Annotated in this window: 20 protein-coding genes; 8 read left to right on the forward strand and 12 right to left on the reverse strand. The window is 63.2% G+C overall.

Features of this window, described 5'->3' with window-relative positions:
* Position 1: 1 nt before the first annotated feature.
* Positions 2-1,024: a zinc-dependent alcohol dehydrogenase family protein gene (locus EN807_RS02015; RefSeq protein WP_135933685.1), complete on the forward strand. Its 1,023-nt coding sequence runs from the start codon at positions 2-4 to the stop codon at positions 1,022-1,024.
* Positions 1,025-1,086: 62 nt separating this feature from the next.
* On the opposite strand, the gene EN807_RS02020 is transcribed toward EN807_RS02015, so the two are convergent.
* Entirely contained in the window at positions 1,087-2,196 is a 1,110-nt protein-coding gene (locus EN807_RS02020; RefSeq protein ID WP_127318478.1) for a TRAP transporter substrate-binding protein, read from the reverse strand.
* Between the two features lie 288 nt (positions 2,197-2,484).
* Here EN807_RS02020 and EN807_RS02025 point away from each other — a divergent pair, with 288 nt between their 5' ends.
* Positions 2,485-3,258 carry a gamma-glutamyl-gamma-aminobutyrate hydrolase family protein gene (locus EN807_RS02025; protein ID WP_135933686.1) on the forward strand — a complete coding sequence of 258 codons (774 nt, stop codon included), beginning with the start codon at positions 2,485-2,487 and terminating at the stop codon, positions 3,256-3,258.
* Between the two features lie 21 nt (positions 3,259-3,279).
* Here EN807_RS02025 and EN807_RS02030 read toward each other — a convergent pair whose 3' ends face one another.
* The 5 genes from EN807_RS02030 to EN807_RS02050 all read right to left on the reverse strand — a co-directional run bounded on the left by EN807_RS02030 (position 3,280) and on the right by EN807_RS02050 (position 7,338).
* A complete protein-coding gene (locus EN807_RS02030; protein ID WP_127318474.1) occupies positions 3,280-3,678 on the reverse strand; it encodes a hypothetical protein in 399 nt (132 codons plus the stop codon).
* 82 nt (positions 3,679-3,760) lie between these two features.
* Positions 3,761-4,744 (reverse strand): 2-hydroxyacid dehydrogenase, encoded by a 984-nt coding sequence (locus EN807_RS02035; RefSeq protein WP_135933687.1) that lies wholly within the window; start codon positions 4,742-4,744, stop codon positions 3,761-3,763.
* The gene (locus EN807_RS02040; protein WP_127318480.1) at positions 4,741-5,763 is read right to left on the reverse strand and encodes a LacI family DNA-binding transcriptional regulator; all 1,023 of its coding nucleotides are present in this window, start codon (positions 5,761-5,763) and stop codon (positions 4,741-4,743) included. The genes EN807_RS02035 and EN807_RS02040 overlap by 4 nt, the downstream gene beginning before the upstream one ends.
* Positions 5,764-5,886: 123 nt before the next feature.
* On the reverse strand, positions 5,887-6,771 hold the full coding sequence (locus tag EN807_RS02045) for a DMT family transporter (RefSeq protein WP_189522323.1): 885 nt from the start codon (positions 6,769-6,771) through the stop codon (positions 5,887-5,889).
* Between the two features lie 159 nt (positions 6,772-6,930).
* Complete coding sequence (locus tag EN807_RS02050; RefSeq protein ID WP_065006085.1) at positions 6,931-7,338, reverse strand: DUF2000 family protein; 408 nt, start codon at positions 7,336-7,338, stop codon at positions 6,931-6,933.
* A gap of 35 nt (positions 7,339-7,373) precedes the next feature.
* Between EN807_RS02050 and EN807_RS02055 the strand changes: the two genes are divergently transcribed.
* A complete protein-coding gene (locus tag EN807_RS02055; protein ID WP_135933689.1) occupies positions 7,374-8,252 on the forward strand; it encodes an AraC family transcriptional regulator in 879 nt (292 codons plus the stop codon).
* Positions 8,253-8,268: 16 nt separating this feature from the next.
* On the opposite strand, the gene EN807_RS02060 is transcribed toward EN807_RS02055, so the two are convergent.
* The gene (locus tag EN807_RS02060; protein WP_036267548.1) at positions 8,269-8,739 is read right to left on the reverse strand and encodes a MarR family winged helix-turn-helix transcriptional regulator; all 471 of its coding nucleotides are present in this window, start codon (positions 8,737-8,739) and stop codon (positions 8,269-8,271) included.
* 219 nt (positions 8,740-8,958) lie between these two features.
* A complete protein-coding gene (locus EN807_RS02065) occupies positions 8,959-9,684 on the reverse strand; it encodes an intradiol ring-cleavage dioxygenase (protein ID WP_135933690.1) in 726 nt (241 codons plus the stop codon).
* Positions 9,685-9,881: 197 nt separating this feature from the next.
* Between EN807_RS02065 and EN807_RS02070 the strand changes: the two genes are divergently transcribed.
* On the forward strand, positions 9,882-10,943 hold the full coding sequence (locus EN807_RS02070) for a GTP-binding protein (protein WP_135933691.1): 1,062 nt from the start codon (positions 9,882-9,884) through the stop codon (positions 10,941-10,943).
* 261 nt (positions 10,944-11,204) lie between these two features.
* On the forward strand, positions 11,205-12,179 hold the full coding sequence (locus tag EN807_RS02075) for a WD40 repeat domain-containing protein (protein WP_135933692.1): 975 nt from the start codon (positions 11,205-11,207) through the stop codon (positions 12,177-12,179).
* Positions 12,180-12,190: 11 nt separating this feature from the next.
* Here EN807_RS02075 and EN807_RS02080 read toward each other — a convergent pair whose 3' ends face one another.
* On the reverse strand, positions 12,191-12,643 hold the full coding sequence (locus tag EN807_RS02080; protein ID WP_135933693.1) for a hypothetical protein: 453 nt from the start codon (positions 12,641-12,643) through the stop codon (positions 12,191-12,193).
* A 168-nt stretch (positions 12,644-12,811) separates the two neighbouring features.
* Between EN807_RS02080 and EN807_RS02085 the strand changes: the two genes are divergently transcribed.
* The 3 genes from EN807_RS02085 (at position 12,812) to EN807_RS02095 (ending at position 16,440) form a co-directional block, all read left to right on the forward strand.
* Positions 12,812-14,194 carry an aspartate aminotransferase family protein gene (locus EN807_RS02085; RefSeq protein WP_135933694.1) on the forward strand — a complete coding sequence of 461 codons (1,383 nt, stop codon included), beginning with the start codon at positions 12,812-12,814 and terminating at the stop codon, positions 14,192-14,194.
* Positions 14,195-14,243: 49 nt separating this feature from the next.
* Positions 14,244-15,629, forward strand: coding sequence for a glutamine synthetase family protein (locus EN807_RS02090; RefSeq protein ID WP_135933695.1), 1,386 nt, complete (start codon positions 14,244-14,246; stop codon positions 15,627-15,629).
* Between the two features lie 70 nt (positions 15,630-15,699).
* Positions 15,700-16,440, forward strand: a complete 741-nt coding sequence (locus EN807_RS02095; protein WP_281405187.1) for a UdgX family uracil-DNA binding protein — start codon at positions 15,700-15,702, stop codon at positions 16,438-16,440.
* Between the two features lie 2 nt (positions 16,441-16,442).
* Here EN807_RS02095 and EN807_RS02100 read toward each other — a convergent pair whose 3' ends face one another.
* The 3 genes from EN807_RS02100 to guaD form a co-directional block, all read right to left on the reverse strand.
* On the reverse strand, positions 16,443-17,708 hold the full coding sequence (locus EN807_RS02100; RefSeq protein ID WP_135933697.1) for a glycerate kinase: 1,266 nt from the start codon (positions 17,706-17,708) through the stop codon (positions 16,443-16,445).
* Entirely contained in the window at positions 17,705-18,208 is a 504-nt protein-coding gene (locus tag EN807_RS02105; protein ID WP_029347573.1) for a heme-degrading domain-containing protein, read from the reverse strand. The genes EN807_RS02100 and EN807_RS02105 overlap by 4 nt, the downstream gene beginning before the upstream one ends.
* 70 nt (positions 18,209-18,278) lie before the next feature.
* The gene (gene guaD / locus EN807_RS02110) at positions 18,279-19,592 is read right to left on the reverse strand and encodes a guanine deaminase (protein ID WP_135933698.1); all 1,314 of its coding nucleotides are present in this window, start codon (positions 19,590-19,592) and stop codon (positions 18,279-18,281) included.
* Between the last annotated feature and the right edge of the window lies 1 nt (position 19,593).

The raw sequence follows: 19,593 nt of genomic DNA on the forward strand, positions 1-19,593 counted from the left end.
GATGAAAGCGGTGCGGCTGGAGGGCGTAGGCAATATCGCCCTGCGGGAGGTCGGCAAACCGGCCGCCGGGCCGGACGATCTCCTGGTGCGGATCGAGGCATGCGGCGTCTGCGGCACCGACCGGCATCTGTTCCATGGCGAATTTCCCTGCATGCCGCCGGTGACGCTCGGACATGAATTCTCCGGGATCGTCGAGGCGATTGGAACGGCTGTGTCCGGCTTTTCCGTAGGTGATCGCGTCACCGGCGATCCCAACATCGCCTGCGGGAGCTGTCCGCACTGCCGTGCCGGTCGCTTCAATCTCTGCCATAATCTGATTGCCATCGGCATCCGCCGCGACGGCGGCTTCGCCGAATATGTCGTGCTGCCTCAGAAGCAGGCCTTCTCCCTTCCGAAAGACCTGAAGCCGACGCATGGCGCGTTCTGCGAGCCGCTTGGCTGCTGCCTGCATGGCTTGGACCTGGCGCAGATCAGACCCGGCTCCTCGGTCGCCGTGCTTGGCGGCGGCGTGATCGGCCTGCTCACCGTGCAACTGGCGAGGCTTGCCGGCGCGACGACAATCATCCTGTCGACGCGCCAGGCCTCGCGGCGTGCCCTCGCCGAAGAATTGGGCGCAACGGCGACGGTCGACCCAAGCGCTTGCGATATCATCGACACGGTCGTCGGTGCGTCGGGCCTGATGCCAGGCGGTGTCGATGTGGTGTTCGAATGTGCTGGCGTAAGAGAGACAGTCGAGCAATCGATGCGGCTGGCCAAAGCCGGCGGTACGGTTGTCATCGTCGGCGTGATGCCTCAAGGCATGAAGGCCGAGTTCGAACCTTTCGACCTGTTGTTCCGGGAATTGAGGGTCCTGGGTTCGTTTCTCAATCCGTTTATGCATCGCCGGGCCGCCGATCTCATCGCCTCGGGTGCGATCGAGATCGACAAGCTCATCTCACGGCATGTGACGCTTGAGGAGGCGACTGCGGTAATCGCCAATCCGCCTGCGCCAGGCGAAGTCAAGGTGCTCGTTGTGCCGCGCTGATCCGACAAATCGAAGTGTGACGGCGCCACGCGTCCGAAGAGCGCGTGGCGCCGTAACTGTTATCAGAGCTTGCCGGTGCGCTGCTGGACCATCATGAAGGTGTCGTAATTGTACTCGGCCACCTGCGCCCAGAGATAGTGCTCCTTGCGGAACGCCTTGATCGAGTCCCAGATCTTCTTGAACGGCGCGTTCGAGGCTTCCATCTCGGCATAGACCTCGTTTGCCTTTTCGAAGCAGGCTGCCAAGATTTCCGGGCTGAACGGGCGCAATTTGGCGCCCCCGGACACCAGCCGCCTCACGGCCGCCGGATTCAGAAGGTCGTATTTCTGCAGCATGTTGGCGTCGGCGGCCTGCGCGGCGGTGTGCACCAGCGCCTTATAGGCCGGTGAAAGCTCTTCGTATTTCGCCTTGTTGAACATCAGATGGACGGTCGGCCCGCCTTCCCACCAGCCGGGATAATAATAATTGGGCGCGACCTTGTAGAATCCGAGCTTCTCATCGTCATAAGGGCCGACCCACTCGGCCGCGTCTATGGTGCCTTTTTCCAGCGCCGGATAGATGTCGCCGCCGGCGATCTGCTGCGGCACCACGCCGAGCCTTTCCACCACTTTGCCGGCAAAGCCACCGATGCGCATCTTGAGGCCCGAAAGGTCGGCGACGGTGTTGATCTCCTTGCGGAACCAGCCGCCCATCTGCACGCCGGTATTGCCGCCCGGCAAGCCAAAAAGGCCCTGCGTGGCGAGAAACTCGTTGAACAGGTCGATGCCGCCGCCGTGGTAATGCCAGGCATTGATGCCGCGCGCGTTGAGCGAGAACGGAACCGCAGCGCCCAGCGCCCATGTCGGGTCCTTGCCCCAATAATAATATGCCACCGTGTGGCAGGCCTCGACAGTGCCGGCGGTGGTGGCGTCCGCGGCCTGCAGGCCGGGCACGAGTTCACCTGCGGCGAAGACCTGGACCTGAAAGTTGCCGTCGGTTGCCTCCGCAAGCATCTTGGAAAAGACCTCGGCGCCGCCGTAGATCGTGTCGAGAGATTTCGGGAAGGACGACGCCAGGCGCCATGTCACTTTCGGATTGGATTGGGCGATAGCCGGCGCGGCAAGGGCTGCTGTAGCCGCCGCGGCGCCCACACCGGTCGCGCCGGCCTTGCGGATGAATGATCGACGATCCATGAAGTCCTCCCTATTGGATCAATAGACCGATGTTCGGGAAATGCTCTGTGCCCCGGATCGGCTTCGCGGCAGACAATACACGGGCAAGAAGTCGAGTCCAGCCATGGCAGCCGGTTTGCCGGCGGCGTTTCCGCGAAATTCGCGGCGCGAACGCACCTCTTGCAACTTAAGTCTAACGCCGTTTCCGTGGACCATGCGACATGCCGAACTTGTCATGGCAAAGCGCCTTCGGATCGCCTATTTTAAAGGCAGAATATGTCCCTGCACTGAATGGAACCCGGATCAAAAATGCAGCAGCCGCTCGTCGCCATATCGACCGACGTCCGCCAGTTCGATAACTACACCTGGCATGCCGTTCCGCAGCAATATCTGGAGGCGGCGCTTTCGGGCGCCGGCGTATTCCCGGTGCTGGTGCCGTCCTTCGGCGACCGGCTCGATTTCGACGAACTCCTGTCATCGGTCGACGGCGTCATGGTCACCGGTTCGAAGTCCAATGTGCATCCCTCGCTCTATGGCGGCGATGCCAGCGAGGCCAATGGTCCCTACGATCCTGCCCGCGACGCGACGACGCTGCCGTTGATCCGCAAGGCAGTGGAGCGCGGCGTGCCGCTGCTCGCCATCTGCCGCGGCATCCAGGAAATGAATGTGGCGCTCGGCGGCACGCTGGCCACAGAGATTCAGGAGCGCGAGGGATCTCTGGACCATCGCGCTCCGGCGAGCGACAATCAGGACGAACGCTTCGCCATACGCCAGTCCATTTCGATCAAGCCTGGGACCTGCCTCGCCGGCGTCTTCGGGGCGGGCGACATCATGGTCAATTCGGTGCACCGCCAGGCCATCGACCGGCTCGGCCCGAAGCTGCAGATAGAGGCGGTCGCCACTGACGGCACGGTCGAGGCGGTTTCGGTGCGGGACGCCCGTGCTTTCGCCGTCGGCGTCCAGTGGCATCCCGAATACTGGGTCAAGTCGGACAGCGTCTCGGCAAGGATATTCCGCGCCTTCGGCGACGCGGTGCGCCTGCACGCCGCAGCGAAATTCGGCACGCGAGCCGCCGCTGAATAGTTCAGCGGTCGGACGTCAACATCAATCGCGGCCGGCCGCCAGCGACAGCAGCGGCAGGGCTGGAGCGTAGGATTCATAACCGTCGCCGTCGGCGACGCCGAAAGTGACGATCGGGTCGATGCCGTTCGCGCTGAAGGTGACCGTGCCGTCATCCTGCTCACGCCAGAATTTCGCGCGCTCGATGCCGGGCAAGACCCGGCGGCAATTCGCAGTGACCGTCAACAGCGACAGGCCATTCGAAACCTCAGGGCCGCGCTTGAGCGCGCAGGAGGCTTCGTCGCCATTGGCCACCAGCCTGTAGTCGTCGGGCGACGGCGTTGGCTCATCGGCGGCTGTGCGGCCTTCGCCGCTGCCGCCGTGAAACAGGTGAACGCTGCCGAACAGCGCGGCCACCGCCATCAATGCAGCAAGTGCTTTCATCTGCGTTCTCCGCAAGCTGGCGATAGATGAAGAATGATTTCAAAGCGTTAAGCCGTAGTTAACAAATAGGAAAGCGTGCCGCTCAGCTGCGCGCCTTGACCTTTTCCGTTTCCGGCACCGGCGTCAGCGCCCTCCCTTCTGAAAACCAGGAAATCAGATTGTCGACGCACAGATCGGCCATGGCGCGGCGGGTATGTTCCGAAGCCGAGCCGACATGCGGCAAAAGCGAGGTGTTGGGAGCGGCGAGCAGCGCCGGCGGCACGTTCGGCTCATCGGCGAAGACGTCGAGCCCGGCAGCTGCGATGGTGCCATTGGCCAGGGCTGCGGCAAGAGCTGCCTCGTCCACCGTGCTGCCGCGACCGATGTTGACGAAGACGCCATCCGGGCCAAGCACCGACAGGATCTCGGCGTTGACCGCCTTTTCCGTCGAGGCGCCGCCGGGCGCCACCGAGATCAGCGTATCGACCGCCTCGGCAAGGCCTTTCAGCGTGCCGTGGTATTCGTAGGCCAGGCCCTCGACGCGGCGCCGATTGTGATAGGCGATCGGCAGCCCAAAGGCCTCCAGCCGGCGCGCAATGGCAAGGCCGATGCGGCCCATGCCGAAAATACCGACACGACGGCCGCGCAAGGTCAGCCGGCTTAGCGGATAGTTGCCGTTGCGTGCCCAACTGCCGTCGCGCAGCCAGGTCTCGGCGCGCGGCAGATCGCGGATGGTGTTGATCAAAAGCCCGATCGCCGTGTCGGCGACCTCTTCGGTCAGCACGTCAGGCGTGTTGGTGACCATGACACCGCGCTGTGCGGCGTGACGGGCATCGACCGAATCATAGCCGACGCCGAAATTGGCGATGATCTCGAGGTTCGGCAGCGCGTCGATGAGGGCTGCGTTGATCCCGCCAAAGGCGGCAATGCCGCGCACGGTCTTGCGCATCTCGTCGGTGACCAGCGACACTTCAGGCCGTTCGATCCAGACGCAGCTGAACGTCCGGTCGATGCGGCCGACCGCGTGGTCGTTGAACTGGCCCGGCACCAGAATGGCGACTGCTTGCTGCTGTTCGGCTTTTGTCATGCACGCTCCACCGGTTTGCCGGTCGACTGGCGCACATGCAGTTCCGGCTTGATCAGTTCCTGCGACGGCCGCACCATCTGCCCATTGAGCTTGTCGAGCAGCGCGCTGGCTGCGCGGCGGCCGACTTCACGCTGGCCGTTCCACACGGTGGTCAGCGCCGGCGTCGCGATCGCCGCCTCCTCGAGATCGTCATAGCCGGTGACGGAGATGTCAATGCCCGGCACTAGCCCGGCGCGCGCAATACCGTTCATCAGGCCGATGGCGACGAGGTCGTTCCAGCAGCAGGCGGCGGTCGGCTTGTCCTTCAGCGCAAGGAACTGCCCGGCGGCCTCGAAGCCGGCCTGCTTGGTGCGCGGACCGGCGATGCGCCAGGACGGCCTGACCTCCAGCCCGGCCGCCTCCATAGCATTGACATAGCCCTGGTAGCGATCGCGGCCGGTCGAGGTCTGGTCGGTGCCGCCGACCATGGCGATGCGCTTATGGCCGAGCGAGATCAGATGGTTGGTGGCAAGCCCGGTGCCGTAGGCATCGTCGCCGCGAAACACCGGCACGTCGGCGCCTTCGACGGTGCGCGCGATCAGCACCGCGGGCAGGCCGTTTTCCTCGGCCATGAATATGTCTTCGGGCGGCGTGCCGATGGCCGGCGACATGATGACGCCGTCGGCGCCGAGCTGCAAAAGCGTGTCGATGAAGGTGCGCTGCTTTTCGAGCTGGTCGTAATGGTTCGACAGGATGAAGGTCTGCCGGCTGCGATCGAGCTCGCTTTCGATCGAGCGCAGTATCTCGGCGAAGAACGGGTTCATAATGTCGTGAACGACGACGCCGACGATGCCCGAACGCGAGGTGCGCAGGCTGGCGGCACGACGATTATAGATATAGCCGATGGCGCGGGCATGTTCCTTGATGCGGTCGCGGGTGTTTCCGGCAACCAGCGGACTGTCGCGCAGAGCCAGCGAGACCGTGGCCGTGGACACACCGAGCGCATCCGCGATCGTCGAAAGCTTGATCTTCTGTGCCAGCGCCTTGCGCTCCCCCGACGATCTAGAGCTGATCCACGATCTCCAGCGAAAACCGGATGCCACCTTTCGGGATCATGGTCTAAACAGTTTAAACGCGGCCTTATGCCACCCTTCCGGAACAAATCAAAGTTTTTTTGCCAGCGCTTCCACCTCGACGTCGAGCGCGGCTCGGTTGCGCACGCGAAGCCGGTGCTCGCGACGGACGATATAAAGGCCGCTCGCGACGATGACGACCGCGCCGACGAGCGTCCAGCGGTCGGGAAACTGGTTGAAGACAATCCAGCCGGCAATGATCATCCAGATCATCTGTGAATAGGGATAGGGAGCCAATGCCGTGGTGGTGGCAAGACGATAGGCCTGAACCAGGAGCCAGTGGCCGATTGCGCCGAAGACGCCAAGCATCAGCAGGATGAACCAGTGCCAGCCATCCTGCGACAGCGAAAGCGAAAACGGCAGCATCGGCAGGAGAAGTACGGCCGGCGCCAGGGCCGAAAAGAGAATGAGGCTCTCCGAGGTTTCCGTGGCCGACATGCGCCGCGTCATGATGATGTAAAAACAGTTCGACAGCATCGAGCCGAGCGCGAAGAGATGGCCGACGCCAAAGACGCCAACGCCTGGCCGGGTGATGATGAGGACGCCGACGAAGCCGCTCAGGATTGCCAGCCAGCGCCGCCAACCAGCCCATTCACCGAGCAAAGGACCGGCGATTGCTGTGATCACCATCGGCGCGAAGAAATAAATCGAGGTGGTTTCGGCCAGCTGCAAGGTTCGCAGCGCCATAACGTTGCAAATGGTCGATCCGAACAGGAAGGCGCCGCGCAGGATATGCGCCGGCAGATTGTTGGCGCGAAAGCGCGCCGGCTCGCGCCATCCGCGCAGAAAGACACCAACAAGCACGACATGGACGGCGAAGCGAGCCCAGGCGACGATCAGCGCCGATACGCCGGCCATTACAAGATATTTGCTGCTGGTGTCGAGGAAGGTGAAAAAAACATAGACGGAAAGCATGCAGAGGATCGCCGCCGGAGGCGTCGCGCTTTCGTCTTGTCTTGGGAGAGCACTCAATTTCAGGCCGGATGGGAAGCAGGGCAGAGCCCTACCTTTGAGGCAATTGTCACCTGCCGGCAAGCCAAAAGAGGCTGGCACAACAACAGCTGACTACGTGCACTAGGGATGCATACGGGCGCCCCTGGTGATCTTGTCGACAAGCTTCTTTTCGGCACGCACCGCGATGCCGACGACCTTGGCGTCGTCGGGTGCGAATTCGGCAAACACGGCGCGGTTCGCTGCGTCATGGCCGGTCGAAAACATTTCGTCGACGTAGAGCGAGGTCGTCACACCGCGGTCCAGCGCCCGCCGGTGGATCGCACTGAGCGTCGGGCGATCGGCCGAAAGCACGATGACCGGCTGGATCGAGAGCGGATTGTAGATATTGCCGGCGCGGTCGCGATAGGGTTCGCCGATGATGTCGCTATACTGCGCGACGATGCCGCTGGTCAGGAAGGCGGTGACGTTGAGCTTTTGCCAGACGGGAAGATCATCCTGCAGCACGATTGCAAATTTCGTGTCGAACATGAGACATTTGCCATTCGAGGTTTGTGAATGAAGCGATGTCACACATTCTAGATGGCGAGGCCTTCCAAGGTCTTGGACGTTTGTGCGTTGATGCGGCTGAGAACTGCGTCATCTCGGCACCCGATTCCACCGGCATGGAACGTATCGAAGCCCGGTTCCACGGCAGCGCCTTCGATCTCCATCGTCACGATACCTATGCGATCGGCGTGACGCTGCATGGCGTCCAGACCTTCCGTTATCGCGGCACGACGCATCACAGCCTGCCCGGCCAGATTATCGTGCTCCATCCCGACGAATTGCACGACGGCGGTGCCGGCACCGAAGAGGGCCTGCATTACAGGATGCTTTATCTGGAGCCGTCCGTCGTGCTGGACTGCCTCGATACGATAGGCGGATCGCTGCCTTTCGTCAGGGATGCCGTGGTGACGGATCCTGTCTTCCGCACGACGCTGCTTTCGGCGCTGGGGCCGTTGGACCAGAAGCTGGACGATCTCTTTGTCGCCGACTTCATTGCGCAGCTGATGCAAAGCCTGGCACGGCATGCAGGCCTGCCGGCGAAACCGATCCCAAGGACAGCATGGCGCGCAGCCAGCCTGGCGCGCGACTTTCTGGAAGAGAATGTTTTCCGTATCGTCCGCTCCGACGAGCTGGAGACGATCACCGGGCTGGATCGCTACGCCCTATCGCGGCATTTCCGTGCTGCCTTCTCCACCAGCCCGCATCGCTTTCTCTTGATGCGCCGGCTACAACGAGCACGCCGCATGATCGAGGCAAGCGAGCCACTGGCGCAGATCGCGATAGCGGCCGGGTTCAGCGACCAAAGTCATTTCAACAGGCACTTCAAGAAAGCGTTCGGTGTCACGCCGGGCCGCTGGTCGGCATTGGTCCATGGATCGTCAGCAGCCGCTGCCTGATGGCGTCAGCCGCTGATCATTCGTCAGCGTCGATCTCATCATCGACGAGAACCATCTCGCCGTTCGAGAGGTTCGCCTCAACGCGGGCGAGCAGCTTGAACAGCGCCTTCTGGTCCTTTTTATCGAGACCCTTCAGCGCCTGCTTCTCGGTCTTCTTCACCGATTTCTCGATGGCATGAATGATTTCGCGGCCCGTGTCGGTCAGAAAGATATGGGCCTGGCGGGCATCGGCGGAAGAGGCGCGCTTTTCCAGGAAGCCCTGCGCCTGCAGCCGGTTGATGGTCTTGGTGATGGTCGGCGGGCGCACACCGAGGCGACCGGCAAGGTTGCCGGGCGTCTGCCCGTCCTCACGGTCGAGCGCGAGCATGATCTGGTCCTGACCGGCATAGAAGCCGTGCCCTAGAAGCCGCGCCGCCAGCGCAGTACGTGCCAGCCGCGCCGCCGAATGCAGCCGGCTCATTGTCGCAGTCTTGTCCGCCTTGGCCATGGTCATCCCTCTTCGGCCGAACCGGTGCGGACAGCATAGAGGCAGCCGCCCGGTTGGCAATCGACGATCGAAAAAGATCCGGCTTTGCAAAACAGCTTTGCCGGCAAGCAATGCGGTGTCCGCCGTGGCTAATGCCAGATGTTTATTTCAGTTAGATGACAAACGACTTTTCAGTAGAGGTGGACGCTTGCAGCAGGAGCACTCCACACACGACGAGACTCAACCATCCTTCACCGCGACGATCATCAAGGCTTGGTAGGCGTCCGCCACCTCGCGCAGCGCGGCCTGCGACAGCGGCCCAGCGCGCCGCGCGATACCGTCCCTGGCATTCGACGTATCGCGCTTGCCGGACCGGTCGGTGTAAGGCGCGACAGTGGTGAATATCTGCTCGCTCAGCCTATCGGGGAAAAACAGCTGGCCGCTCATCACCAAATTATCGTTGGGGAAGACCTTGAAGTGGATGTGGGTGGTGCGGCCGCGATACCAACCGGGATAGATTGTGGCGAACGAGACGATACCGCTCTCGTCGGTCTTTTGCCAACCGCGCAGAAAACTCTGGCCTGACGTATCGACGTCCTGGCCGTCGCCTTGTCCCGGATAGCCTGAATAGTGCCCTTGCGCGTCGCAATGCCAGATGTCGACACGCGCGCCGGCAAGCGGTCGGCAGGCCGCGTCGACCACCTGCAGCCGCACATTGAGGGCAATGCCCGCTTTGCCTTCGGTGATATCGGCGCGCTGGAGCTTCGGGTCGAAATAGAACGGCCCCTCGGTGGCTTCCGGCGTGATCGCGCAAACGCCGGCACCGCTATCGAACAGGGCAAGCCCGGCATAGGGCGAGGCCTGCTGAGCCAGCGCGATGCCCGGAAGGAAGACACCGCCGCCGGCGCTGACGGCAATGAAGCCGAGCGCCTGACGCCGGCTCAACGGGGACGGTTTGTCGGACATTCGGCCCCTCCTTTGGTTTCTTTCGAGCAAGCTGCCTTGTTCTTATCTAGGCAGTGAGATCCGCCAGCGCCAATGAAAGTTCAGCGATGTTGGGAAAGTCCGGCAATGTTGGCGACGTGTTTGGCCCATCGGTTTGCCGCGTGCAAAAGCACGGCGCACATCCTATATGGAGCCAACAATCCTTTTCGAGGCCCAACATGATCGATGCACAGACGACGCAGATCCCCGTAACCGTTCTCACCGGCTATCTCGGCGCCGGCAAGACGACGCTGCTCAACCGCATCCTTTCGGAAAACCACGGCAAGCGCTACGCCGTCATCGTCAATGAGTTCGGCGAGATCGGCATCGACAACGAGCTGATCGTGGAATCCGACGAGGAAATCTACGAGATGAACAATGGCTGCGTCTGCTGCACGGTGCGCGGCGACCTGATCCGCGTCGTCGAGGGCCTGATGCGCCGGCCGGGCCGTTTCGACGCCATCGTGGTGGAGACGACCGGTCTCGCCGATCCGGTGCCTGTGGCGCAGACCTTCTTCATGGACGACGATGTGCGCTCCAAGACCAGGCTCGACGCCGTGGTGGCGCTGGTCGACGCCAAGCATCTGCCGTTGCGGCTGAAGGATTCCCGCGAAGCCGAGGACCAGATCGCCTTTGCCGATGTCGTCGTGCTCAACAAGACCGATCTCGTCACGCCGGAGGAACTGAGCAAGGTCGAGGCGACGATCCGCGCGATTAACCCGGCGGCCAGGATTCATCGCACCACCCGCGCCGGCCTGGCGCTGTCCGAGGTGCTCGACCGTGGCGCCTTCGATCTTTCCCGCGCGCTGGAGAACGATCCGCACTTCCTCGAGGCGCATGACGACCATGATCATCATGACCATGACGATCACGATCATGATGGGCATCATCACCATGACGGGCATGACCACCATCATCACACGCACCCTTCCGATATCCATGACGTGACGGTGCAATCGGTGTCGCTGCGCGGCGGCGAGATGGACCCGAAGAAATTCTTCCCGTGGATCGAGAAGATCACCCAGATGGAAGGCCCGAACATCCTGCGGCTGAAGGGCATCATCGCGCTCAAGGGCGATGACGAGCGCTACGTCATCCAGGGCGTCCACATGATCATCGAGGGCGACCACCAGCGCGCCTGGAAGGACGGCGAGAAGCACGAGAGCCGGCTGGTGTTCATCGGCCGCGAGCTCGACGCCGAGCGCCTTAAGAAGAGCTTCGACGCCTGCCAGGCCGCTTGATTTCCAGGCCTTATAACGCTAGCGCTGCCGCTTCTTTCCTTCTCCCCTTGCGGGAGAAGGTGGCCGAGCGAAGCTCGGTCGGGTGAGGGGTGTTCCAGCTTGGCAACGACGGCACTCCGTCCAGCACCCCTCAACCGTCTTGGCGCTGCGCGCCAATCCACCTTCTCCCACAAGGGGGAGCAGGAGAGCTGGACCTACCCGCGCTGGCGGCTCCCGGCGGGGGTAGACGACCGGCCGAAATCTCGAATGGAATAGTCTCTCATGCCCACAGTCGCCCCGCTTGATCTCGATGGCCATTGCGTCGCCGCCGTCTTCCTTGGCGACGTACCGCATTTCGCACTGGCCGACGGCACAATCCATCGGCTGGACCATGGCCACAAGACGGCGCAGGCCAATGACGGGCTGCTCGCCGCCTTCCACGATGCGGCCAACGACCGGCTGATCACCGGCGGCGAGGACGGCAAGATTTTTTCGGTTACCGCCGGTGGCAATGCGGCAGAATTGGCAAGCGCCGGGAAAAAATGGATCACCAGCGTCGCCGCCGGACCACAAGACGCCGTCGCCTATGCCTCGGGCAAAATCGCCTTTGTGCGCTTTGCCAACGGCAAGACTAAAGAATTCATGCATCCGCGTTCGGTCGAAGGGCTGGCGTTCTCGCCCAAGGGCATGCGCTTCGGCGTCGCCCGCTACAATGGCGCGACGCTGCATTTCCCGGCCGCGGACGGCAAGCCAGTCGAGCTGGGATGGGCCGGCGCCCATACCGGCATCACCTTCTCGCCGGATGGCGCCTTCCTCGTCACCACCATGCAGGAGAACGCCCTGCATGGCTGGAAGCTGGCCGACGGCAAGCACATGCGCATGAGCGGCTATCCCGGCAAAGTCAAAAGCCTGTCGTGGAGCGCCAAGGGAAAATGGCTGGCCAGTTCCGGCGCACCGGCGGCGATCGTCTGGCCGTTTTCGGGCAAGGAGGGGCCGATGGGCAAGGCGCCGCTGGAACTCGGCACGCGCGGCAACGCCATGGTGACCTCGGTTGCCTGCCATCCAAGCCAGGATGTCGTCGCCGTCGGCTATGACGACGGAATGGTGATGGCGGTGCGTTTCGCTGACGCCAAGGAAGTGCTTCTGCGCCGACCGGGCAAGGGCGCCATCACCTCGATGATGTGGGACAAGGAGGAACGCCGCGTCGCCTTCGGCAGCGCCGCAGGCGACTGCGGCGTCATCGATATTTCCGCATAACCGCGAGTTCTCTACTCGGCCCCGCAGGAGACTTCGCCGGTCAACGGGGCAGGCATGCCATCGCCACCCGTGTCAGCCGTGCCGTCATAGATGGCTAGCGAATAGCGCCCGTCATAGGTGCCTTCTTCACTGGACTTGGTCACGATCGTCAGTTCGACAGAGCTGTAGGTGTTTGCGACCTCGTGCTCGCGATAGACGAGCAGCCGCAATTCCTTGCCGTCGAGCCAGTATTGCGTGAGGTTGGAACCCTCGAACACTGTCTTGCGCAAATCGTCGCCGACGGGTCTGCCGAGAATTTCGAGATCGCCGCGAAAGTTGAACGTTGGACCGCCCATGCCTCTGGTGACGCCGGCTTCGACCTGGAATTTCACCGCTGCATCCTCGGCCGAGCACCAGATGCCGCCGGTGGCGAACGCCGAGCCGGCCGACAACAGCAGCGTTGTTGCACAGAAGATCGTCCGCATCTTTCTTCCCCCAAGCCACAAACCCCTATCCCCCATTGATGCCGGAGGATGCCCGCAGGTCAAGCGCCAGTCCTCTCCACCGTGGCCGCTGAACCAATGCAGGACAGCTGTGCGGCCAATTGCGGTTCCGGACGCCGATTGGCAGAGTGACGTATGAGAGGGGCTTTCATGCATACAATCGACCATTCAAAGACGTCCATCGGCGGCGTTAGCGCCGCCCGCATCGCCGATTTGCGCGAGACCGAAGCAGAAGCCTTCCGAAAGGCGCGGCCGAAATCGGCAGCGAAGGCCGGCAGTGGCCTGCCGGGCTTCTTCGGCGGCGTGCCGATGCACTGGATGAACGACTGGCCGACGCCGTTCCCGATCCTGGTCGACAGCGCCAGAGGCGCCACCATCACAGATATCGACGGCAACCGGCTCGACGATTTCTGCCTCGGCGACACCGGCTCGATGTTCGGCCATTCGCCGCCGCCGGTCGCCCACGCCATACGCCGGCAGGCCGGACGCGGCCTGACCTTCATGCTGCCTTCGGAAGACGCACTCGCCATCGGCCCGCTGCTGCAACAGCGCTTCGGCCTGCCGTTCTGGCAGATCGCGACGACGGCGACCGATGCCAACCGCTTTGCGCTGCGCGTCGCCCGCGCCATCACCGGTCGGGAAAAGATCCTGGTCTTCAACGGCTGCTATCACGGCTCGGTCGACGAGACGATGGTGCGGCTGGTCGACGGCAGAGGGGTCAATCGGCCGGGATTGGCCGGCGAATTCCGGAACCTGAGCCGGGCAACGGATGTCATCGAGTTCAACGATGTGGCGGCGCTTGAGGCCGTGCTCCGGGATAAGAATATAGCCTGCGTCATCACCGAGCCGGTGCTGACCAATTCCTGCATGGTGCTGCCCGAACCCGGCTTCCACGACGCGCTACGCCGCCTCACCCGCGCAACCGGCACCCTGCTGCTGATCGACGAGACGCACACGATCTCGACCGGTCCGGGCGGCTACACCAGGAAACACGGTTTAGAGCCGGACCTGTTCGTGCTCGGCAAGCCAATCGCCGGTGGCGTGGCGGCCAGCGTGTGGGGGATGAGCGAAGACGTCGCCACCCGCTATACCGACTATAACAGCACCAAGGAACCAGGCTATTCCGGCATGGGTACGACGCTGTCGGCCAATCCGCTGCAGTTCGCGGCAATGCGCGCCACGCTCGAAGAGGTGATGACCGAGGAGAACTACGACCATATGGACCATCTGGCGCGGCGGCTCGACGCAGGGCTGACCGCCGTCATCGACCGTTGCCGCCTGCCCTGGCATGTTGCCCGAGTCGGCGCGCGCGTCGAGTTCATCTGCGCACCTGGCCCGCTGAGGAATGGCGGCGAGGCGGAAACGGCGCACGCGCCGGGGCTCGAAGCGGCTATCCATGTCGCACTGGTCAATCGCGGCGTGCTGATTGCGCCGTTCCACAACATGATGCTGATCTCGCCGGCGACCAGCGCCACCCAGGTCAACCGCCTGATCACCGCCTTCGGCGCGGTTGCGGCAAGGCTCGCGGCATGAGACAAGCTTGCACATGAGAGAAGCGCACAAGCAAATTTTGAACGCCATTATGACATCACCTTCGGGCTCGACGCCTGCCGAGGCGCAGACCTTTCTCGACGCCCATCCCGAAATCGAAGCATTCGATATCGTGCTGACCGACGCCAATGGCGTCGGGCGTGGCAAGATCGTGCGCCGGCACGAATTGAAGAGCATCTTCGAGGGCGGCCGGCACATGCCGATCTCGATCCTCGGTCTCGACATCACCGGCGAGGACGTTCACGAGACCGGGCTGATCTGGGCGACCGGCGACGGCGACCTGCGGGCATGGCCGATCCCCGGCACGCTGGTGCCGCTGTTCGGCACACAGCCGCCGCGCGGCCAGGTGCTGATGGCGATGTATCATCTCGACGGTCAGCCCATGCCCTCCGATCCGCGGCTGGCGCTGGCCCGTCAGGTGGAGATACTGGCGGCCAAGGGCCTGCATCCGGCCGGCGCCTTCGAGCTCGAATTCTTCCTGCTCGCCAACGAGCGCGACGCCGACGGCAAGGTGCAGCCGGCACACGCGGTGCTCGACGGCCGACGCTCGGCCAAGACCGAGGTCTATTCCGTCGACCATCTGCACGGCATGGAGCCACTGTTTTCCGACATCTATGCCGCGGCCAAGGTGCAAGGCATCCCGGCCGAGACTGTCATTTCCGAATATGCGCCCGGCCAGTACGAATTGACACTGAACTACCGCAACGATGTGATCCGGGCGGCCGACGACCTCGTCATGCTGAAGCGGCTGGTGCGGGCACAGGCGCGCCGCCACGGCGTCACCGCTTGCTTCATGGCCAAGCCGATCGAGAAATATGCCGGCTCTGGCATGCATTTCCATGTCTCGCTGCGGGACAAGGCCGGCAAGAACGTCTTCACTGAGGTCAGCGGCGAGACTTGGTCCTTGCCGCTGCTGCGCGGCCTTGGCGGCCTCATCCAGACCATGGCTGAATCGATGCTGGTGTTTGCGCCGCACGCCAATTCATGGCGGCGTTTCGTTTCGCAATCCTATGCGCCGGTGGCGCCGACCTGGGGCGTCAACAACCGCTCGGTGGCGCTGCGCGTGCCAGCGGGTGATGCGAAAAACCGGCGCATCGAGCACCGGCCGTCGGGCGTCGACGCCAACCCCTATCTGGTAGCGGCAACTGTGCTGGCCGGCATCACTAAGGGTCTCGACGAAGGCCTCGATCCCGGCCCCGAAACCACCGGCAATGGCTACGAATCGGCAATCACGCGCACGACCATGCCGGTGGACTGGCGCGCCGCGATCGAGGCCGCGCGCGCGTCGACGTTCCTCAAAGGCGCACTGGGCGAAGACCTGCACCGTACATTTGTGGCGATCAAGCAATCCGAATATCTGCGGGTGGCGCGTACGGTCAGCGAGTTGGACTATCACCTTTATCTGCACGAGGTGTAGGGTATCGCGTTCTCGGCCATCCGCCGGTGAAGGCAAGGCAGTGTAATTTCGACGGAACCTTCCGCGGGCTTTGCTCATTGCGTGTCTGATCGCAGCAGCGGACAAGGCCGCATCAGCCATGATCGCCAGGATGCAGACAAATCCCACGCCACACCACGCCGAGGTGCAGGCAAGACGCTGGCCCAAGCCTGAATTGCCTGAGGCGGCGGAAGACGATGGCGCAAGCACCATTCCCGAACTCAGCGAAGTGGCGAAGGCCTGTCGCCGCTGTCCGCTATGGCGCAACGCGACACAGACAGTATTCGGCGAAGGGCCCGACGAGGCCAAGGTGATCTTCGTCGGTGAACAGCCTGGCGACCAGGAGGATCTGGCCGGCAAACCTTTCGTCGGGCCGGCGGGCAAGGTCTTCGATGCCATCCTTGACGATGCCGGCGTCGACCGGCTGAAAGTCTATGTCACCAATGCGGTCAAGCATTTCAAATTCGAGCCGCGCGGCAAGCGGCGCATCCACTCCAAGCCGAATGCCGGCGAGGTGCAGGCCTGCCGCTGGTGGCTCGACAAGGAGCTCGATCTCATAAAGCCCAATCTGGCGGTGGCGCTCGGCGCAACGGCGGCGCAGTCGCTGCTCGGCAAGGTCGTGCCGATCATGAAAATGCGCGGCACGGTCGTGCAGCGCGACGATGGCTTGCGCGTGTTCGTCACGATCCATCCGTCTTTCATCTTGCGTATTCGCGAGCCGGCGGACAAACAGGCCGAGCGCGAGCGGTTCCTGCAGGATATGAAGGCGGTAAAAAAGCTGATGGCGGCCTGAACCTATCTGATCAGGATCGCCCTTAGGTCATTGACATTCGTCCCGGTCGGGCCGGGCATAAAAAGATCGCCGACGGCGTTGAATGCCGTCCAGGCATTGTTGCCGGCGAGCATGGCCTTAGCATCGACGCCCGTCGCCCGCATCCGCGACACCGTCGAGCCATCGGCGAAGGCGCCGGCATTGTCCTCAGAGCCGTCGATGCCGTCGGTGTCAGCGGCCAGCGCGTGGATGCCATCCATGCCGCTGATGCCGATAGCGAAGGCGAGCAGGAACTCGCTGTTACGGCCGCCCTTGCCTCTTGCCCGCAAAGTCACCGTCGTCTCTCCACCAGACAAAACCAACACGGGCTTTCGGAAGGGCCGGTTGCGCGTCGCGACTTCGCGGGCGATCGCAGCGTGGACACCGCCGACCTCACGTGCCTCGCCCTCGATGGAATCGGAGAGGATGACCGCCTCGATGCCATAGCGCCTGGCTTCGGCTGCAGCCGCTTCCAGCGATACGCCGGCCGAGGCGATCAGATGCACTTCGTTGCGCGAAAAACGCGAATCGTCGGCGCGCGGCGCATCTGCGGCCGGCGAATTAATATGCGCCATCACCGCAGCCGGCAGTTTTATGCCATAGGCGGCGATCGATGCCAGCGCCTCTTGGCGGCTGCCCGAATCGGGAACGGTCGGACCGGAAGCGACCAGCGCCGGATTGTCGCCCGGAATGTCGGAGATGACCAGCGACATGACCTTGGCCGGATAGGCGGCCGCGGCCAATCTACCGCCCTTGATAATGGAAACATGCTTGCGGATAGTGTTCATGGCGGCGATCGGCGCGCCGGAGGCGAGCAGCGCCTCGTTGACGGCGATCTCGTCGGCCAGCGTCAGACCTTCCGCGGGCGCCGGCAGCAGCGCCGAGCCCCCGCCGGAAATGAGCGCCACGACCAGATCATCCGCGGTCAGCCCCCGAACTTTTTCGAGCAGCCGGCGCGACGCTTCGAGCCCTGCGACGTCCGGCACCGGATGCGCCGCCTCGATGATCTCGATGCGCTGGCATGCCGCAGCGTAGCCGTAGCGGGTGACGACCAGCCCTTCGATCGGCCCGTCCCACACCTTCTCGAAAGCCGCCGCCATCTGCGCCGAACCCTTGCCGGCACCGACGACGATGGTGCGCCCTTTCGGCCTTGCCGGCAGGTGATCCCTGATGGTCCTCTGGGGATCGGCAGCGGCGACTGCGGCATTGAAGATGGCGGTGAGGAAGGTCTTGGGATCGATCTCGGTCATTTTGCTTCCGGCGGCAGTGCCAGCTCGCACCCGTCGACGCCGAGATGGCTGCACAGCGCATCGACGACGACGCCGTGATCCTCGCGTTCCGGCAGGCCCGAGACCGCAATCACACCGATCACACCGGCGCCCTTGACCGTGACTGGAAAACCGCCGCCGGCCAGCACGTAGTCTGATATGTCGAGCCCCTCGCCCGGCTTGAAGCTGCGGTCAGGACGCTGCTGCTCCAGCACCATGCGGTAGGTGCTTTTCAGGAACCGCCGCACTACGTTGATCTTGCGCCGCGCCCAATCCGGATTGGAGGCGTTCGAGCCCGGCATTGCCGCGTAGAACAGCGGCCGGTCGAAGGTTCTGATATCGACGATGATCGGCAGATTCTCGGCTAGTGCCCGGTCGCGGATCGCCGAGCCGATCTTGAAGGCGACAGCCTCATCAAAGGCCGGGAAGACAAGCTCGGCTTCCTGTTTCTGGATCAGAGCAATATCGTCCGCAACGGCCATGTCGTTCCCCTATCAACTCCACGCTTTGACCGATGGTTGCCGCCGGGTCAAGCCAGGACGTGTGGGATAGCTAAACCGCCATATCCGTTTTTGCCGCCCGTCCGGCGACATAGACCTCGCGCACGGCGCGGTCGTCGCCCTGCGTCTGCAGCAGAAACAGTTCCTCCGCCAGCGTGTCCGCCGTCTCCATCCGCAGCCGCATGGCCGGCGTGGCGCGGGCATCGAGGACGATGATGTCGGCATCGCTGCCTTGGTCGAGCGTGCCGACTTTTTCCACGACCGACAGCGCCTCGGCATTGCCGCGGGTGAGCTGGTAGAACGACTGGAACGGGTTGAGCTTCTCGCCGTTCAGCGCGATCACCTTATAACCCTCGTCCATGGTGCGCAGCATCGAGTAATTGGTGCCGCCGCCGACATCGGTTGCGACCGCGATGCGGAGGGCTTTGTCACGCCTGCGGTAGCGCTGGTAGTCGAACAAGCCCGAGCCGAGGAACAGGTTCGAGGTCGGGCAGAACACGGCCACCGAGCCGGTGTCCGAAAGCGCATCCGCCTCGCGTTCCGACAGATGGATGCAGTGGCCGAATAGGCTTTTGCGCCCGAGCAGCCCGTATTGCTCGTAGACATCGGTATAGTCGTGTGCCTGCGGAAAGAGTTGCAGCGTAAAGGCAATCTCGGCGTGGTTTTCCGACAGATGCGTCTGCATGTGCAGATCGGGATATTCGCGGCAGAGGGCGCCCGCCATCTCCAGTTGCTCGGGTGAGGAGGTGATGGCGAAGCGCGGTGTAATGGCATAGTGCTGGCGCCCCTTGCCGTGCCACTCGGCGATCAGCGCCTTGCTGTGGTCATAGGCCGATTGCGGCGTGTCGAGCACGCCCTCCGGCGCGTTGCGATCCATCATCACTTTGCCGGCGATGTTGAGCATGTTGCGGTCATGCGACTCGGCGAAGAACGCTTCGGCCGATTCCCTGTGAACCGAGCAATAGGCGGCGACTGTCGTCGTGCCGTGGCGCACCATCTCGTCGAGGAACAGCCTGGCGATGCGGCGGCCATGCTGGGCGTTCTGGAATTTGGTTTCCTCGGGAAAGGTGTAAGTGTTCAGCCAGTCGAGCAGCTCGGCGCCGTAGGAAGCGATAACCTGCATCTGCGGAAAATGCGCATGCGCGTCAATGAAGCCAGGCAGCAGCAGGTGCGGGCGGTGGTCGATCTTTTTTACGCCTTCATCAGCCTTGTTCTCGACGTCGGCATAGGCGCCTGCGGCAACGATCCTGCCGTCGCGGAGCAGCAGGCCGCCGTCATCCTCGTAGCGCCAGGCGGAATGGTCGTCGACGGTCTCAGGCCAGCGCAGGAAGGACAGCGTGCGGCCGCGCAAGAGTGTGCTGGTCATG

The sequence above is a fragment of the Mesorhizobium sp. M5C.F.Ca.ET.164.01.1.1 genome, from assembly GCF_004792125.1.
Classification (GTDB): Bacteria; Pseudomonadota; Alphaproteobacteria; order Rhizobiales; family Rhizobiaceae; genus Mesorhizobium; species Mesorhizobium wenxiniae.

Coding starts and splice junctions, on each gene's coding strand:
- EN807_RS02015 (WP_135933685.1), top strand. CDS start 2: ATGAAAGCGGTGCGGCTGGAGGGCGTAGGCAATATCGCCCTGCGGGAG.
- EN807_RS02020 (WP_127318478.1), bottom strand. CDS start 2,196: ATGGATCGTCGATCATTCATCCGCAAGGCCGGCGCGACCGGTGTGGGC.
- EN807_RS02025 (WP_135933686.1), top strand. CDS start 2,485: ATGCAGCAGCCGCTCGTCGCCATATCGACCGACGTCCGCCAGTTCGAT.
- EN807_RS02030 (WP_127318474.1), bottom strand. CDS start 3,678: ATGAAAGCACTTGCTGCATTGATGGCGGTGGCCGCGCTGTTCGGCAGC.
- EN807_RS02035 (WP_135933687.1), bottom strand. CDS start 4,744: ATGACAAAAGCCGAACAGCAGCAAGCAGTCGCCATTCTGGTGCCGGGC.
- EN807_RS02045 (WP_189522323.1), bottom strand. CDS start 6,771: ATGCTTTCCGTCTATGTTTTTTTCACCTTCCTCGACACCAGCAGCAAA.
- EN807_RS02050 (WP_065006085.1), bottom strand. CDS start 7,338: ATGTTCGACACGAAATTTGCAATCGTGCTGCAGGATGATCTTCCCGTC.
- EN807_RS02055 (WP_135933689.1), top strand. CDS start 7,374: ATGTCACACATTCTAGATGGCGAGGCCTTCCAAGGTCTTGGACGTTTG.
- EN807_RS02060 (WP_036267548.1), bottom strand. CDS start 8,739: ATGGCCAAGGCGGACAAGACTGCGACAATGAGCCGGCTGCATTCGGCG.
- EN807_RS02065 (WP_135933690.1), bottom strand. CDS start 9,684: ATGTCCGACAAACCGTCCCCGTTGAGCCGGCGTCAGGCGCTCGGCTTC.
- EN807_RS02070 (WP_135933691.1), top strand. CDS start 9,882: ATGATCGATGCACAGACGACGCAGATCCCCGTAACCGTTCTCACCGGC.
- EN807_RS02075 (WP_135933692.1), top strand. CDS start 11,205: ATGCCCACAGTCGCCCCGCTTGATCTCGATGGCCATTGCGTCGCCGCC.
- EN807_RS02080 (WP_135933693.1), bottom strand. CDS start 12,643: ATGCGGACGATCTTCTGTGCAACAACGCTGCTGTTGTCGGCCGGCTCG.
- EN807_RS02085 (WP_135933694.1), top strand. CDS start 12,812: ATGCATACAATCGACCATTCAAAGACGTCCATCGGCGGCGTTAGCGCC.
- EN807_RS02090 (WP_135933695.1), top strand. CDS start 14,244: ATGACATCACCTTCGGGCTCGACGCCTGCCGAGGCGCAGACCTTTCTC.
- EN807_RS02100 (WP_135933697.1), bottom strand. CDS start 17,708: ATGACCGAGATCGATCCCAAGACCTTCCTCACCGCCATCTTCAATGCC.
- EN807_RS02105 (WP_029347573.1), bottom strand. CDS start 18,208: ATGGCCGTTGCGGACGATATTGCTCTGATCCAGAAACAGGAAGCCGAG.
- guaD (WP_135933698.1), bottom strand. CDS start 19,592: ATGACCAGCACACTCTTGCGCGGCCGCACGCTGTCCTTCCTGCGCTGG.